The sequence below is a fragment of the Thermococcus fumicolans genome, assembly GCF_055386755.1.
On the sequence record NZ_AP042424.1, the window covers coordinates 961,296 to 978,691 of the forward strand.

The 17,396-nt window shown below is 57.8% G+C and carries 5 protein-coding genes; all 5 read right to left on the reverse strand.

Annotated elements, in window-relative coordinates:
• Positions 1–27 precede the first annotated feature (27 nt).
• Entirely contained in the window at positions 28–1,422 is a 1,395-nt protein-coding gene (locus tag ACZ5AM_RS05375; RefSeq protein WP_464915819.1) for an ATP-binding protein, read from the reverse strand.
• A 298-nt stretch (positions 1,423–1,720) separates the two neighbouring features.
• Positions 1,721–15,208, reverse strand: a complete 13,488-nt coding sequence (locus ACZ5AM_RS05380; RefSeq protein WP_464915820.1) for an Ig-like domain-containing protein — start codon at positions 15,206–15,208, stop codon at positions 1,721–1,723.
• Positions 15,205–16,032 carry a CGP-CTERM sorting domain-containing protein gene (locus tag ACZ5AM_RS05385; protein WP_464915821.1) on the reverse strand — a complete coding sequence of 276 codons (828 nt, stop codon included), beginning with the start codon at positions 16,030–16,032 and terminating at the stop codon, positions 15,205–15,207. Before ACZ5AM_RS05385 ends, ACZ5AM_RS05380 begins: the two co-directional genes overlap by 4 nt.
• A 210-nt stretch (positions 16,033–16,242) precedes the next feature.
• Complete coding sequence (locus tag ACZ5AM_RS05390) at positions 16,243–16,548, reverse strand: DUF3216 domain-containing protein (protein WP_464915822.1); 306 nt, start codon at positions 16,546–16,548, stop codon at positions 16,243–16,245.
• A 16-nt stretch (positions 16,549–16,564) separates the two neighbouring features.
• Positions 16,565–17,323, reverse strand: coding sequence for a YchF/TatD family DNA exonuclease (locus ACZ5AM_RS05395; protein ID WP_464915823.1), 759 nt, complete (start codon positions 17,321–17,323; stop codon positions 16,565–16,567).
• Positions 17,324–17,396 lie beyond the last annotated feature (73 nt).

The window sequence follows — 17,396 nt, forward strand, 5'->3', positions numbered from 1 at the left end:
CTTTCCGAGTACCTGATAGGGGCCCGTTCATGTGCCGCGCTTGAAATCCCCCAAGTCCCAGACCAGCCATCCCCCTTCCCTAAGCTTATCCTGCCCCTCAACCTTCTTCGCCACAAGTCCGTATCTTTTCTTCCATCCATCCAACCCTACAAGCTCGCTCTTTCTCTCCAAGTCCCTTAAAATACCCTTTGCTTCCCTCCCGCTTAGCTCTTTCCATTTAACTTCCACAAACAGGGCTTTCTTCTCTCGCTCGTTCAAAGCAACCACATCGATTTCCTCCCCTTTCCTCCACCACCTTCCGATCTTCGTGAAGCGGAACCCAGTTATCTCAAAAAACACCTCGGGCCTTCTCACGAGGTTCTCAAAGACATGCCCCATGTAGGCATTGAAGTCCTCCCGCGAGTGCTCCCAGACCTCCTCTGCGAGGCCGGCCTCAAGGTAGCTCTTGTTCGGGAGGACGTAGCGGAACCAGAATGCGAAGTAGTTGTCGGCTATCGAGTATAGCCCCCTCTTTGTGGCCTCCTTTGAGGTGGCTGTCACCGGGACTTCCCTCTTTACCACCTCGAGCCTCTGGAGGACGGAGAGGTACTTGGAGACTAGGCTCTTGTCAAGACCTGTCGCGTTCACTATCTCCCCGAAGCGGCTCCTCCCACTCGCTATAGCCTCCAGTATGGCGAAGTAGTTGGCTGGCTCCCTCAGCTCCTCTCTGAGCAGTATCTCTGCCTCCTCGTAGAGGAAAGCCCCCTTGGAGAGGACGTTTTCAACCACGTTCTCGTCAAAGGTCTTTTTCGGATCGAATTGGAGCAGGTAAGCGGGAACGCCCCCGAGGACGCCGTAGGCCTTCACAAGCTCCTCCGTCGAATAGTCGGGCAGGAACTCGCCGATATGGAAGAACGGTATCTCAGTCACCCTCCACTGCCCCGTTCTCCTCCCGTAAAGAGGGCTTTTATATGCTAGGACCTCCGTTTCCATGGCCGAGACGCTTGAACCGCAGAGGACGAGCATTATTCCCGTCTCCGAGAGCTTTAAGTCCCACGCCTTCTGGAGGAGGGACAACACAGGCCTGTACCTCTCGATCAGGAGCGGGAATTCGTCTATTATGAGGACCACTCGCTTCTTGCCTATCCTGTCCGCAAAGACGGTTAAAAGTTCGTCGATGTTCTTGAATTGAACCCTCCCAAAGAGCTCGTCGCCGAGGAACTCCGCCAAGAGCCTCTGTAAATCCTTGAGGTTCTCGGCGTAGGGCTTCTCCGTTGCCAGAAAATAGACGTGGGGCTTGTTCCGGGCGAACCTGAGGAGCAGTTCGGTCTTCCCTATCCTCCGTCTCCCGTAGATTACGAGGAGTTCTGCCTTTCCGCTTGAATACCTCCTCTCCAAAAACTCAAGCTCACGCTCCCTATCGACGAACTTTTGTCTACTCATGAGTATTATACTCGCGTTTCAACTATTTAAAAATTTCGGGGGCAAACCTTAACTCCTCTTCTGCCTACTCCCTCCGATGCCTATGTTGGAAGGAGTCTTCGTTCCCTCACGTCACGCCCTTCGATGAGAAGGAGGAGATAGACGAGTCAGCTCTCAGAGAACTCGTGAATCACTTCATCAAGGCTACCCTCACTACCTCCTGACAAGAGGTCCTCAATGATATAGAAAGCGTCTTCCAGAAAGCGGGGGTTCTCTGAGGTTTGCTCAAGAGAAAGGCACAAAAAGAAAAAAGCAGAAATCACCGCCGCCTGTAGAGGTAGGCGACGATGAGAACCAGCAGGGCCCCAATGAGGACGTAGTAGGGCCAGTTTGCCCCTCCCGCGTTTCCCGGGCCTGTTGGGGTTTCGATTGTGCTCGTCTTCTGAGTTTCCGTCGGACTTGAGGTGGTCGTGGTTTCGGTCGTCCCGTTCGTTTCGGGCGGGCGAGTGGAGGTTCTCTTCGCCACCGCGAAGAGGGAAAGCTCCGGAACGCTGGTCTTGTAGTAGACGTACCTCAGGTCTTCACCTTCCACGAGCGGTTTGAACTCCTCCCACTCCTCCGAATAGCTGAGCAGGATGACTTCCTCCGGACTCACGTTGTTCTCCCTGAACCACTCCTTGGGGACGCGGAAGCGCAGAGTTACATTTCTTATCGACCAGTTCTCTGGATGGGTGACGTTGAAGAGGGCGTAGACGAGGTAGTTCTCAACCTTCCCCGGCTTCTCGTAGACGGCTAGCATGCCGTCAACCGGCCCCTCCGGAAGGAAGTAGACGCGGTAGAGGTCGGTATTGGTTATTACCCTCACCCACTCGTTGCCCTCACTGGAGACGATTTCTCCGCTCGCTTTCTTTCTAACAACGGGCCTTGGAAGGAGCCTGACGCTGAAGCTCTTTTCCACGGTGGTGTTCCCGTAGGGGCAGCTTACCGTGAGGGTGTAGTTTCCGGGTTCGAGGCCATACGTTCTAACGATCAGCCCGCTCCCGCTTAGGTTTGCCAGAGACCACTCAACCGGGCAGGGCCTTGAGGTTCTGAGCGAGATGGTACCGCCAGCGTAGAGCGTGGTTGGGTTTATGGTTATCTCCGGTGGCTCAAGCGTCCCGTTTTCAGAGCTTATGACCACGAGGCTCCCGTCCTCCGTATGTCCCGTTAGGGTCTTGACGCTGCCACCCACGGAGGTCTGAACCTTTGACGGATCGATGCCGAAGGCCGGCTTGAGCTCTACCGCGCCCCGGTAGTTGCCCTTCCGGACTATGGTCGCGTTCGTGAGTAACCTTCCGACGCTCATTTTGATCTCTACCCCCCTGTCCTCGGGCAGTGCCGCAAGCTCGCCGGCGGCCGTGATAACTATGGTGCCGTCCTTTACCTCCGAGCTGAAGGAGCCTATTTTTGCCATGTAGGGAGATATGAAGGCCCTTGCGAATCTCTCGTTCCTGAAGAGGGCGAAGACCATCGAGGCGTTCCTCGGATCTGGTTTGATCTCCATCCTCAGGCTTCCGTTGAGGGTCCCGTTTCCGCGGCCGCTTATCTCGATCCTCATACTCTCAAGGGTGCCGTTGAAGAGCGGCCCCACCCGCGTCGCTGGTGTTGGGACTATGTACTTGGCCCTGTAAACGTCCGGTTCCCCGAGGGTCAGGCTCACGTTGCCCCAGCCGTCGAGGCTTCCGCCCTCACCGCCGAGGACTATCGCCGTGTCCATCTTCTTCGCCTCAACGGTGTAGTTGGCGGGTGGATCGAGAACCTGTATGCTCATCGGCAGGGGTTGCGTAAGGACCGCGTAGACGTTGTAGAAGGCCCACTCGCCCATCTTCTCAAAGGTGTCTAGGGCTGCGGCTATGCTCTTTCCGCTCTTCTTCAGGGCCTTTTCCTGCTCCTTGGGATCGAGCTCCTGGAAGGACTTCTGCTTCTTTATCTGCTCCTTGAGGTACTTGACCAGCTGCTTCTTCACCTGCTTCTTGAAGTCGTCGAGGCCGGCGTTGACTTCGTCCTGAACGCTCGGGCCGCCGTTCTGGGCCATCTTCACGGCCTTGTATATATCGTTGGCAACGTCGTTGTCGACCACCTCGAGGACGGTCTCAAGGAGGAGTATCTGCAGGTCCTCGTCGGTGACTATGGCCTTTGCAAGCTTTGTCAGAACTGCGATTTTGGCGTCCATCGGGATGTCCGAGAAGTGCGTGAGGTTGTAGTAGTAGCCCTTCGTCATCCCGTAGTCCTTCTCCCACCTCGCGAAGTCGTCGAGGGTGAGGGGCACTACGGTGGTGTTGTCGTTGATGAGCATTGAGTTGACCTGTGGAGCCGAGCTGCTCTTCGAGTACTCCTCTATCGTCTGGTCGTCAGGGAAGTCGAGGTTCTCGACGATGTTGGTTATCTTGAGGCCCGCCTTCGTGAGGCCCATCACTATCGTCTCCACGGGCACGTCTATATCTAACACCTTGAGCGCTCCCTCGGCCCCTATGGCAACCAGCTGAAGCTCGTTGAAGAGGAGCGAGTACTCGGCGCCAACGGTGACGCGGTAGTGGGGTATAACCGTTCCAGGTTCCCTGCTGTGGTCGGCTATCGCCTTGAACTCGAAGCCAGGGGGAATGACGTGGTACCAGAGGTAGCCTTCGGGATTCATATCGTAGTCACCTTCGGCGTAGTAGCTGTAGTAGATGTTGTCGTTCGTGTTTTTGAGCCTCATGTAGGTCTTGTTCCCGTTTATGCCCACGACATCAACCTGAACGGGGCCGATCATCTCCGTGAAGGGCACGAAGGTCTTGTTGAGCGCCTTAACTGGCGTTTCCTTGTAGTTTATCGGGATCGTGACGTAGTAGCCGCCGTAGGGCTGGCCGTTTTCAACGGGGCGGTATATGATGTTGACCGTGTTCAGGTACGAGCCCGAGAAGTTCACCGGCGGTATGTACTTGGGGGGATGGTCGAACCACCACGGCATCCAGGCCCCGTAGACCCACCTCTTTTCCCCTGGCTTCGTGAGCCTCGTCAGGTTCTTCGACCAGACGTCGGCCATGAAGGTGGTATCGCCTCCCCCGAGGAGGGTCACGGAATTCTGCTTGAGTACCTTGTTCAGGAAGTGCGGGTCTGGCTCGGGGATGCAGTCGCGGACGTTCAGACTCTTTAGATAAGCCGCCTCGCTTCCGATGTTCTCTATCATGAGGTTGAAGTGGTGGCTCTCAGCGGCCTCGAGGTCCCCGTCCCCGTCGCCGTCGTAGGTGTAGCTCTCGGTTCCGTAGTTCTTGACGTGGCATTCGTTTGGGTATGCATGACACCAGTCGCGGGTGTACACCGTTGCCTCGTATTTGTTCAGCTTGAAGATGGGCCCGAGGTCGAAGCTTATCTCCGTCAGCTCCTCGTCCCTGAGAACCCCGTCCATGTCGTAGACCCTTATGTCCATCGGTATCCTGTGGTTGGCCGGCAGTTCATCTGGCATGGGATCCCACTTCAGCTTCAGCGGGTCGTAGACGGTTATCGGGATCAGGGCATGGAATTTTCCGCTCATCCCTGCCGGAACGGCCACAAGTAGGCTGACCCTTCCGGTGTGCCTCTCTATGTAGGCCGGCAGGACGAGCTCTATCTTCACCACGCCCATCAGGTCGCCGGTGTTCCTGAGAGTTACTGTGACGTTGGCGAAGCGCTCGTCGTAGGGCATCGCGGTTCCGTAGTAGTTGGGGTCGCGCCTGTAAACGTAGATCGCCGTCGGGTGGCTCACCGAGAAGTCCTCTATCCTTACCTCCGCGTTCCCGAAGTAGACCCTCTTCACCGCGCTGACCTTCGTTCCCTCCGCGTTCTGGGCGGTAAACCTGAAGAAGCCGACGCCGGTGAGGTTAGCGGCAACCGTGTCGAAGGTTATGAAGTCGCCGTACTCGTAGGCGTCCGGTGAGGCGCTCCCGATGAGCTTCTCCGTGCCGTTGTAGATCAGCGTGTAGTTCACCTTGACTATCTTACTCCGCGACCGGGCGCTCCCGGCGAGCGTTACGACGCCCTTCATGACCCCCTTCTCTGACGGGTAAACCGCCAGGAATGCCCCGAGAAGGCTCGAACCCCAGCCGGGGCCGGTCTCAACTGTGTTTCCGGGGCTTAGGCTTCCAACGTCGCAGAGGATGTCGTAGTTCTCGCTCTCTTCTCCGTTGGCGGTGTACATAACGCCCCTTGGGTAGTTCTCGACCTTCACCGGCACGTGCCCACCCCAGTCGGTGTTCTCCAGGCTCATAGGGCTAGGGTTCCAGATCACGTGGATCCCCTTCGCGTTGATGAGGGAGTTGTTCTCCATCGCCACGGAGGAGCTGCCGTTGAAGAGTATCCCGACCCCGTTGTCCTGTATGAGGTTGTTCGAGAGCATCACGCGCCCCCCGTTGCCGTAGCGGAAGGAAACCCCCGTTCCTCCACCGGTTATCGTGTTGTGGTCTATGTGGAGGATTCCGGGGCTGGAGGCATAGACCTCGATGCCACCGCCGTTGCCCGCGACCAGGTTGTTCCTGACCAGTCCGGCAGTCTTGTCGAGCACCATGCCCCTGCCGTTCCGCATGAGGTAGTTGCCCCTCACATCGAGCGTCGCGTTGTAGACCTGTATTCCAATCCCGTTGTTTTCGAAGGAGCTTGAGTACACGGCAAGGGAGCCGGTTGAACCCATCGGATGGAGGCTCGTTCCTTCCTCAAAGCCCTCCACGGTGCTTTCGTTGATGAGGACGCTGAAGATGCCCTCGGCCCACACTCCCCTGCCCGTCCCATCTCCTATCAGTTTGCTCCGCATGATTTCCAGCCTGCCGCTGGCCTTGACGCTCCCGTGAACCGTCGAGTCGCTTATCCGAACCCTCGAGTACATGCTGAACCTTACGTTCCCGTCTACCCTGTCCCTCGCCATGATGAGCCTCGCGGAGCCCCCGCTGACCTCGCCGTTCACGACGCTGTCCGTTAGACCCGCCATTCCCTCAACTACTACGAGGGTCGCCTTGAACGCCCCGAGGTTGAGGTAAGGGTAGCGGTTCGGGCTCCTCACGTGCACCGCTATGACGTTCTCGCCGGGCCTCAAATAGCCGGCCACATCAACGACCTCCATGAGCGGGTGGGCGGTTATTCCTCCGCCGCCCCAGCCATAGGTAAAGGAGAGCTGGGCCTCGTGGTCGAGCTTGTCGACCACCTTCCTGCCGTTGACATATACCTCAACGCCGCTTATCGCGTAGTAGTTCAGCCACGCCTGCACCGGCAGCTCATCGAGGGTTAAAACCTTCTTGAGGTAGAGGTCTGTGAACTGGCCAACCTCGGTTCCACTGGCAAAGTGGGACTTGGAGGCGTTCGCGTAGAAGGGCTCCGTCCCGGTGCTCATACCTTCCCAGGAGGCCGTGTAAATCCAGTCCGCTGGTGGCCCTTCCGTAGAGTAGAACCACGTTGAGTCGCTGCTTATCAGCTCTTCCAGGCTCTCCGTGTTTCTGTCATCCCACCATAGGCCTGTGTTGAAGGCGAGGCTTCCCCCGTTCACCAGGCAGCCCCTTATGAGGGCATCCGGGGAGATCGTCGCCACGTGGCTGTTTTCGAGCTTTGAGTTCAGGATGATGATGCTGGAGTTTGTCAGGCCCTCCACAGTGACGTTTCTGAGCACGCTCGCGTCCCTGTCGGCAGGGCTCGTTGCAGGAATGCCGTCGGTGTCCTCAACCCGGAGCGTCCCGTTGGGGCGAACCTCTATCTTTCCCTTCTCGATGGTGTAGCCCCTCATGAGCAGTTCGCCGTCAACGTAGGCGTAGAAGTCCCCTGCCTTTCCGTCAGTAACTGTGACCTTTCTTCCATCGCCAACGTGGACGAAGAAGTAGGTCGGGTAGGGCGAAACGCTCCCGCTCACGTTGGTGTTCCAGGCCTCTATCCCGCCGACGTTTCTCGCTATGAAGGCGTACCTGCTGCCGTTGACGACGGAATTACTCAGGAAGAGCCACCCCCAGCTCAGGTCGAGGTCGAAGTTCCTCTCGCCGTTGGAATACACCCTTGAGTTCTCGAACCTCAGCTTGCTGTTCCTCACGCAGACTCCGACCCCATTGTGTCTGACGGTAAGGTTTCTGAGAGTCTTCTGGCTGGAGCTTGAGCCAGTTTCTTCCACGTAGAGGCCGCACTCGCGGTTGTTCTCTATGAGCAGGTTCTCCACCGTCCAGCTCCAGTCCGCAAAGGTGCCGACGAAGCTCAGCCCCCTCTCGTTGTTCCTGAAGGTGCTGTTGGTGACGCTAAGACTTCCGGGCGAGTTCCAGTGGGGCCTGAGGTATTCAAGCCCGCTCCCGCCGTGGAAGACGCTCCCGATCACGCTCAGGCTTCCGCTGGCAGTTACACCCCCTTCAACGTCGCTGTCCGCGATAGAGACCGTGGACGAGAGGAGCCTGAAGTTCCCAAGCAGGTGAGAGCGCGTGAACGAGGCAGTCCCGCTGAAGGTTCCACCGCTGAAGCCCCTAAGCTCCGAGTCCTCCACCTGGAGCGTTCCCCCGCTACCGAGGAGGTCGATGGAGGTTCCCTCTATCCGCGAGCCTTCGAGGATCTCCAGCGTCCCGTTAACCTCGGCTTTCTCTCCTAGGACGTGGATCTTGCAGCCCCTTAACTCCAGGGAACCGCTCCCTGTAACCAGGATGCTCCCGTTTACGGTGTACTCCCTTCCATCACAGGCCTGGGTGCCGTTGACGATCCAGTCCCCGCTGACCGGCGGCCCCTCAACGGCGATCCTGAGGGTTTCCACGGTCGTTGCCCCGCAGCTGTCAACCGCTTTGACCTTCACCAGGTTGGTCGTGTAGGGCGTCAGATTTCCGGAGATGTCCACGCCGCTTTCGTACTCCACGTAGGGGCCGCCGTTGATGGAGATGTAGACGCCTTCGAGGTTGCCGTTGGGATCTTCAACGTTCACAACCGGAACGACGGCCTCACCCGGCCGGACTTCTTCCTTCAGCTCCACCTTGAGCCGGGGCCTCTCGTTCCCTGGGCATACCCTGAAGGCCGTCTCGGCGCTCAGGCTTCTTCCGCAGGGCCCTTTAGCGATCAAAAGGACATCCAGTGGTTCTCCTTTCTCCCCTACCTTCTCTAGCCCTTTAATGAACGGCCTCAGGTCGAGGAGGTAGCTTCCGCTGAGGCTCAGCTTATCGCCGTCCCATGAGTACGTCACGTTTGGGGAGATCCCGGCGTCGTAGCCGATGGCCTCTATTATAAGCTCGTAGTCCACCGGCGGCGCGTTCGTGTTCATCGTGAAGTTTATGGGCACGAGCAGGCTCATGACGTTGCCCTCCGGCTCGGGCGAAGTTATACCGATGGTGCAGCCCTTAAAGCAGGGCCACGCCACGGTTATGCGCCTCTCCTCAAGGCTCCTCCAGTGCCCGTAGCCGTCCGAGACTATAGCGCTGAAGCTGTGGTTCCCGTTTAGATGGCCGGAGAAGGTCTTTTCACACGTGTAGATGAGCTTCGAGTGCTTCTTACCCCTCTCGTCGATGTAAGTCAGCCACTTGGTTTTAACGGGGACCGGGTAGGCCACACCATCCCATATTATCCTGCACGACCCCAGTTTGTCCTCGGATGAGACGCTCACCGTTACGTTTCTCGTGTTCGCGGGGAGTACCGTTCCGTTCTCCGGGGTGGGCCGGGAGTAGTGGGCCGAGCTCAGACTCGGATAGGGTACGCTGACGAGCTTCCATGAGGCGCTCCCCCGGTTTCCGTACCTGTCCACGGGAACCACTGAGATGTTGTAGGTCTCCCCGGGGCTGAGATAGGCCACGTACGAGCCAAGGCTCCCGGGTTCGTCCGTGAAGTTTCCGATGGGGTTCCCGTTTATCCACAGTTCGGTGTGGTTGAAGTCATCGTCAGTGGGGTTTATCCACCACACCTCGGCCCCCCCGACGAAGACGTTGGCCCCGAACTGGGTGATCTTAGCCGGCGGCGTCGTGTCCTCGACGGTTAGGAAGAAGTAGTTGGAGTAGCCCCAGTTGCCGAGCGAATCGGAGACGACGATGTAGTAGATCACGTAGCCAATCTCGCTGGTGTTGAACTCGATGAAGAACGGACTGCCGTTTCCGTAACTTCCGGCACTCAGCCGGTACCAGCCCTCCTGGGGTGTGCTGGCGTCGGGGTTGAAGTCAACCTCGTACCACCCCGGATGCTCCTCGGTTACGTTGAGGAGAACGCCTGCAACGCTTTCCCTCTCTGCCCTGGTGTACACCAGCTCCCCCCTCCTGGACGTTACCGTGAGGTTCACGAGGTTTTCCTGGACTGAAGGTGGCCTGGAATCGGTCTCTATGACACGGGGCTCACTCGCACCCGTGTTCCCGGCCCTGTCCGTCCCGTAGGCCCTGAACGAGTGCCTGCCGTCCGAGCTGGCCAGTATATTAACCTGCCAGTGCCTTCCGTCCCCCATCATCGTGTGGTTCTGGCCGTCGAATTCGAGCACGGCTGTTGAGAGGTTCTCGCTTGAGTTCACCGCGATCCACAGCCACCTAGACCCCACCAGAGAGCCGTTCCCCGGGGTCGGCTGAACGAAGCTCAGGAGCGGCGGCCTGGTGTCGCTGGTAAAGGCTCTAACCTCCGTTAGCCCCGTGTTTCCGGCCTCGTCCGTCACTTCCGCGTAAAACGTGTGCTTCCCGTCCGCTACCGTTAGGGTTACTGTCCAGTGGGCGTTGTGCTTCGTCATCGGGTAGTCTATCCCGTCCAGGTAGAGCGTGGCCGCTGAGAGGTCTTCGCCGGCCGTCAACCTGAACTCCACCGGACTGGAACCGGTTATGGAGCCGTCTTCGGGCGTCGGAGGAATAAAGGTGGCCTCGGGGGGCGTAGTGTCGACTGTGAAGCTCAGCCATTCGCTCGCGCCCCAGTTCCTCCCGAGGTCTAGGCCGTACGCCCTGAGGCGGTGGATGCCTTCCGAAACCTGGATCCGGCAGTACCAGGTCCCACCAGACCCGCTCATGGTGTGGTTGACCCCGTCGACTTCCAGAACTGCCCTGATGAGGTTTTCGTCCGCCGCCACCCGGACACTTACCTCGTGGCTGTTTCTGGCGGATCCGTTCCTGGGGTACACGAACCAGAGGGAGGGCACCGTGGTGTCAACCGTGAAAACCCTCCCCTCGCTCGTCCCGTTGTTTCCAGCCAGGTCGGTTCCGATGACGTGGAACTCGTGGTGTCCGTCCCCGACCATCAGCGTTACGCTCCACGATTCACCGGAACCTCCCATAGAGTGTTCCTCCCCGTCGAGAACGAGCACAGCTCCCCTCAGAGGTTCGCTGGAGGATATGGAGAAGGTGAGTCTGCTGTGGTTCAGCACCGAGCCGCTCCTTGGCGTCGATCCGACGAGTTTAATCGTTGGGTGCACCGTGTCAACGGCAAACGACCTCCCCGCGCTACTCCCGAGGTTCCCGGCCCTGTCGTAGCCGTAGACCCTGAGTTCGTGACCACCGTCTGAGACGTTGAGTGTGAGGCTCCACTCCGTCCCCTCACCGGACATCGGTACCTCCCTTCCGTCGATCTCCAGGATCGCTGAACTCAGGTTCTCGCTTGACGATACGTTAACGGTGATCGTGGACGTCATCAGGAGGGAGCCGTTTTCTGGGGTGGGTTGAACAAGGGTCAGCACCGGCGGTGTCGTGTCAACCTCAAAGTAGACTGGTGTGGTGCTGTTGGAGTTCCCCGCGAGGTCTGAGGCCTTGGCGTAGAACTCGTGGATACCGTCCCCAAGATCCAGAGTCAGGCTCCATTTCGTCCCCGATCCTGCCATCTCGTAGTCCCTGCCATCGATGTGGAGCGTCGCGCTGCTTAGGGGCTCGTCCGAGGCCAGCACAAAGGTTACCCTGCTTTCTCTCGTAATGGAGCCGTTCTCAGGCGTCGGCGGGAGGAAAGTCGGCTTCGGGGGTGTAGTGTCGATCGTAAATCTCATTTCACCCGTACGGTTGAAGTTGCCCGCCAGGTCGTGGAACTCCGCGTGGAACGTGTGAACCCCCTCGGGGAGCGTCAGCTCCAGCGTCCACTCCGTTCCCCCTCCTGACATCTCGTAACCTTCCCCGTCGACGTAAAGCGTCACATCCTCCAGCTCTTCGTTCGAGACGAGCTTAAAGGTCACCACGCCGCTCCCAGTGAGGCTCCCATTCTCCGGCGTCGGCGCCTCGAATTGTCCTTTCGGAGGCTTGGTGTCAACCGTGAACGTCCGTTTTTCACTCTTGCCCCAGTTGCCGGCCATGTCCTCCCCATAGACCACAAAGGTATGAGTTCCGTCCGGTAGATCACCCTCATACTTCCACCCCCTCCCTGAACCTGCCATCGTGCGGTTTACGCCGTCCAGCTCCAGAACTGCCTGGAGGAGGTCCTCGCTTGCCGTGACGTTGATGACCACCCACGAGGCGTTCACAACCGATCCTTTCTCCGGCGTGGGCGGGGCAAACCCCAGTTCCGGCGGCGTGGTGTCTATCTCAACCGTCCTCGCTTCCGTTTTGTTAACAACACCGTCGGCCCAGCCGTAGACCCTGAAGGTGTAGGTTCCGTCGGCGAGGTTCCCCCTAACAATCCACCAGCTCTTTCCCGAGCCGCTCATGCTCTCGTTTACTCCGTTCCACTCGAGGGTGGCGTTGTCTAGGTCGATCGAGGAGGTAACGTTTATCACGACGCTCCTCACGTTCAGCCTCGCCCCGTCTTCGGGCGTCGGCTCCGTGAAGCTTATGCTGAACCCCTGCCTCGGATAGACGTACCACGTCCACGAGACGCTGTCGCTCCCGTTTCCATTCTCAATAATTGCCGTTACGCTGTATTCACCCTCGCCGGCGCTTGAGTTCGTGTAGCTCGACGTCAGGACGTTCTCCTCGCTGTAAACCTCGCTCTCGCCGACGTACCACGTGACGTTCACGGGCTGGTTCGCGGTCACGGTGAAGGTCACTGAATCCCCAACGTAGCTCTTAACGGGGCTTTCGGGCGAATACGAGACTATCTCCGGCGGTGAGTAGACCTCGAAGCATTCTCTTGGAGTCTCGTTGGTGTTCCCGGCCTCGTCGAGGGCGACGATGTACCAGCAGTAGAGGCCCGGCTCGTCCATGCTTATCGAGAAGTTGCTCCAGCCCTCGGTTCCCTCAAAGAACGCCTCGTCCGTTTTCTCCCACGAGCCGGTAATGTTCGAGTAGAGTTCGGCCTTCATCAAGTGGGGGTCGCTCCAGAACGCGTGAACGTTAACCGTTCCTCCCCGCGGAATTCCATCTCTGTCCTGGCCGATGTTCGAGTACGCTGGTCCAGCGGTGTCAACCTCGAAGGTTCTCTCCTCGCTCGTTCCGTTGTTTCCGGCCAAGTCCCGGCCATAGGCCCTGAATGTGTGACTTCCGTCGGGAATGTCCGTCTCGTAGCTCCACTCCTTTCCGGAACCGGTCATCGTGTGGTTTACCCCGTCCAGCTCAAGGGTTGCAGAGCTGAGGTTCTCGTTCGAGGTGATGTAAAAGAGCACGTGTGAGTGGTCTACTAAGGAGCCGTTTTCCGGTGTTGGACTGACGAAGGACAGGGAAGGCGGCGTTACGTCTTTCTCTTCCTCCGCCAGCGGCGCAAAGATTCCCGACTGCGTAAGGTTCGCCCCAACGAGGTTCTTCGAGGCTTCGAGCTGATGGTCAGATGTTCCATCAAGCCTCCAGCTTCCGTTGAAGCGCCACACCTGGAGGGTGTCCTCCTGGAGGCCCGCTGGAACTTCGTCGTAGTAGAACGCCAGCCAGAGCCAGGAGTCCATCGAGGCCTCAAGGTACTCTCCGACGCTTCCGTAGCCCTCCAGTGGTGCGGGCCTCTCCTCCGGGGAAACGCCCCTAACCAAGCAGTTTCCGGGGCAGGTAATCTCCGTGAGGATCCCGTTTATCCTGTTCCCGCTTAGAGAACCGCTGAACTTGTCCTCCACGTTCACCGCCCACGCCCTCAGCTCTGAGAGATTCGTGCTGAGGGCGTTGTCGTGTACGTCTGAGTCCCCTGCGGTGTAGAGGTAGAGCGCGTAGCCGGAGTTCTCTCCAATGCCTGAAATAGTCACGTCGTTGTCGTGGACGACCGATGAGGACTCAAATATCTCTACCCCGTTCGCGCCGTCTCCGGTAACGACCACTGTGTTCCTGCTTATAATGTCGTTCTCCTCCCCATAGACGTAGATCCCTATCCCCTGGAAGCCGGAGACGCTTACCTCGTTGTCCCTCACCGTATTATTTCCGCCGTAGCTCAGGTAGATTCCGTAGCGGACGTCCTCACCGCCCTCGGTTATAGCCACCGTGTTTCCTTCAACGGTGCAGTTTTCAGCTTCGTCGATCCAGACGCCGATGTTGGAAACGGAGGAGTTTATGATGAACCCGCTCAGGGTGACGTTGTTTGAATCCACGTAGAAGACCGGCTTCATGCTCTCGCCCCAGTAGGAGCCATCGCCGCGAACCTCTGCTCCTTCCTCAGTTTCAACCGTTAGGGGCCTGTCTATCTCCACGCTCTCCGGGTAGGTTCCGGCCAGGACGACGACAGTTCCGCCCTCTGGTGCTGCATCTATTCCATCCTGGAGCGGCGTCTCGCTCGGGTTTAAAGTTCCTCCCTCGTACCACCAGCCGCTCTCGTTTACGTAGACCGTCTCGGCTGGAACGAGGGTCGTTGCGGTGTCGTTCACCCACGTCGTGTTCACGTTCCCGCTGGTGTCCTTCGTCAGGATTCCTATCTCGTGCGTCTCTCCGGGTGAAAGCTCATCAAGCCACCACTCCTCATCCATCGTCTCGCCCTGGTATTTCCCGTCGATGTAGACGAGCGCCCCCTCGAAGTCATCGTCTGCTGGATTGTCCCAAGTCCAGTGGATGTAGTCAGTCCCGACCTCGTGGGTGAGGTTCTCAACGGTTCCCGGTGGGGTGGTGTCCTTGGAGAGGTTAACATAGAAGTCCACCTGGGCGGTTGCGCTTTCGTCGCCCGCTATGGCGTAGACGACGAGATGGTTCTCGCCTTCTTGCGCTTCTATCGTCGTGTTGGGGATGAATGTGACGTTCTTGCCCCCGTTGAGGGAGTAGCGCCACTCGTCCACGGGCTTGTTGGCGGTGACGTTCAGGTCTATGGTCGTCGTGTTGTAGGTCTGCTCCTTTGGGGAGTAAATCGTTATCTGGAGCTTCTCCTCTGCAGGTCCCCCTGGGGTGTACTGCACCGCTATGTCGTCAAAGTACATGTGGGAGTAATAGGCAGAGTAGTCCCAGCCGCCTATGACGACCTTAAATCTGGTGACGTTCTCCATGCTGGATGTGTAGATGGTCTTTACGAGGGCTCCGCTCTCCCAGAACTCGAAGCGATCCTTGTAGATGACTATTTTGAAGGGGATGTAGCTCCTCGGTATAGTTCTCGCTTCCGTGATGCTGTTGCCCGGATAACGGTACGATATCTTGTCCGAGGGCCAGCTTATATAGTGAACCGCCACGAAGTTGTCCGAATCTGCGTCGAGGATTTTTACGAGCATCTCCGCCGTCCCTGGGTCTGTGAACTTCCACTTCCCTGACAGAGTTACCGAACTCCAGTTGTCTATCTCAATAGGTTTGCTCACCAGCGTCGCGTGGCCGTTGTCCCAGCCTTGGTGGCCGTAGGTGACGAACTGGGCCTCTCCGTTCGCTTCTGTGTAGGAATTGCCGCTCCCAACCACGTCCTCGGTCCACTTGCTTGTGTCGAGGCTGTTGTCGTTGAAGTCGTCGTAGAAGGTATAGCTCCCGTCGGCATGCACAAAGGGGAGAACCCCAACAAGCCCCACGTTGAGATATGAAGCAAGCAGCAGGTAGATAATCAGAATGGATGCCTTTCTCATCTCCGCTTCCTCCAAAGGGCCGCTACAGTTATTGGAAGAAGCGCCACAGCCGCCGGACCGCAGATTCCTTTGCCCGATGTCCTGCTGCTCGTCTCCGAAGTCGTTGCGCTCTCGCTTGGACTGTTGCTTGACGTGGTCGTTTCACTTGGGGTGCTCGTGACCATCGGCTCGTAGCTCACGCCTACATCGTCGAAATAGACGTGAGAGACCAAGGGTGAAGCGTCCCAGCCGCCTATCGTGAGCTTTATCCTTCCAGCATCTTTCATGCAGTCCGTTTTGATGGTCGTTACAAGTTTTCCGTCCTCCCAGAACTCGAAGCGATCTTGGTAGACCACCAGCTTGAAGAGAACGTACTCCGTGGGTATCTCCCTGCCCTCGCTCTTTGAGGCGTTGCCGTACCTGTAGGTTATCTTCGGGCCCTCCCAGCTCACGTAGTGCACCCAGATGTGTTGCCCTTTTGCCGGCCCGTCTATGCCCATGACCATCTCCGCCGTATGCGGATCCGTGAACTTCCACCTGCCTGTGATGGTTATCGACTCCCAGTTTCCCAGCTCTATCCACCTGCTCACGAGCGTTGAGTGCCCCTTTTCCCAGCCCCCGTGCCCGAAGACAACGAATTCCGCCTCTCCGTTCTTCTCCGCAAAGGAGTTCCCGCTCCCAACCAAATCCTCGGTCCACTTGGACGTGTTGAGGCTGTTGTCGTTGAAGTCGTCGTAGAAGGCGTAGTCTCCCCCAGCTTGGACAGCGTGCAGAACACCAACGAATCCCCAGATTAAGTAAGTGGCTAAGAGAACACAAATCAAAAGTAGAGCGCGCTTTCTCATCTTTCACACCCTCCTCAGAAGAGCCTGGGCCGCGAAAGTTGTGAACAAAAAACTTATTTGAGCCCGCAGTCCGGGCTCTCCTTACACTACCGCATCATGCCCTAAAATAAGCTCTCATGCTATAATAACCTTTTGGTTGATCTCCAAAATGTTGAAAAGGCTTCAATGGGCGTTCCCTGCCCACATCAGCTCCACATTGTTCACTATTCCTCACTCGGTCTCCTCTAAGTAGGGGATCCTCGGCTTCCGAAAGAGCCTGTCAAGCTCTGCCCTCCTCTCCACGACCTGATTGTAAAGCTCCGAAACGTCCTTGTTCCCCGGATACTTCCCCCTTAGCGCTGTCAGCACTCCCTCCAAAAAGCCCAGTATCGAGACCTCTATGAACTCCTTTCCCTTCTTGGTCTCAAGCCCCTCGTTGAGCGCCACGAAGGAGTCGAGCCTCGCGATGAGTGCCCTCTCGTCGAGCTTTTCAAGCAACTTCCTAACCTCTTCAACCTCGGGAACTCCGATGCCCATTTCATCCCCTCCTTCCTCAGAGCTTGAGGCCGAAAAACTTGATCGCGTTTCTCTCTGTGATTTTTTCCACTTCCCCAAACTCCAGTCCCCTAAGCTCCGCTATTCTCCTCACCACGTACTCCACGTTCCAGGGATAGTTCTTCTCGCCCTTGTACGGACTCATGTACGGACTGTCCGTTTCCACGACGATGCTCTCAAGCGGCAGGACTTCAGCGGCTTCTCTCACGGCCGGGATGAAGTCTATCCCGGTGTTTATGCCTATGATGTGGCCGTTCTCGGCTATCTCAAGGGCCAGATCCCTTGGCCCGCTGTAGGAGTGGAAGTAAGCCTTAACCCCCGCCCGCTGAATCGCCTCGAAGACCTCCCGCTCTGCATCGCGCGCGTGGAGGACGACGGGAAGGTTCAGCTCAACGGCCAGGTTGAGGAAGTGGTGGAAGATCTCCCTCTGGTTTCTCCTCTCCACCTCAGTCTTCGCGTAGTAGAAGTCAAGCCCTATCTCGCCGAGGGCGACTATCTCGTTGGAGTGCTCGCGGATGAAGTCCTCAACCTTCTTAACCTTCTCCCAGTTGCCCCTTCGTGCTTCGTTAGGCGCGTAGCCGAGGGTTGGCTGGACGAAGCCGAAGTACGGCTTAAGAAGCTCCCAGCTCTTCCAGACGTGGAACTTCCTGTACTCGGTGATGGAATCGACGACCGCTCTGATGTGCTTCCTGCTCTCCTCAACGACTTCTGGGGCTTTTCCCTTGAACATCTCGATGTGCGCGTGGGCGTCTATCATGCTGGGTGATTCAGCGGGGAGTAGAAAAGCTTTTTCCTGCGGGATGTTCGAAATGTAAGCGGGATGTGCCCAC

Coding starts and splice junctions, on each gene's coding strand:
- ACZ5AM_RS05375 (WP_464915819.1), bottom strand. CDS start 1,422: ATGAGTAGACAAAAGTTCGTCGATAGGGAGCGTGAGCTTGAGTTTTTG.
- ACZ5AM_RS05380 (WP_464915820.1), bottom strand. CDS start 15,208: ATGAGAAAGGCATCCATTCTGATTATCTACCTGCTGCTTGCTTCATAT.
- ACZ5AM_RS05385 (WP_464915821.1), bottom strand. CDS start 16,032: ATGAGAAAGCGCGCTCTACTTTTGATTTGTGTTCTCTTAGCCACTTAC.
- ACZ5AM_RS05390 (WP_464915822.1), bottom strand. CDS start 16,548: ATGGGCATCGGAGTTCCCGAGGTTGAAGAGGTTAGGAAGTTGCTTGAA.
- ACZ5AM_RS05395 (WP_464915823.1), bottom strand. CDS start 17,323: ATGATAGACGCCCACGCGCACATCGAGATGTTCAAGGGAAAAGCCCCA.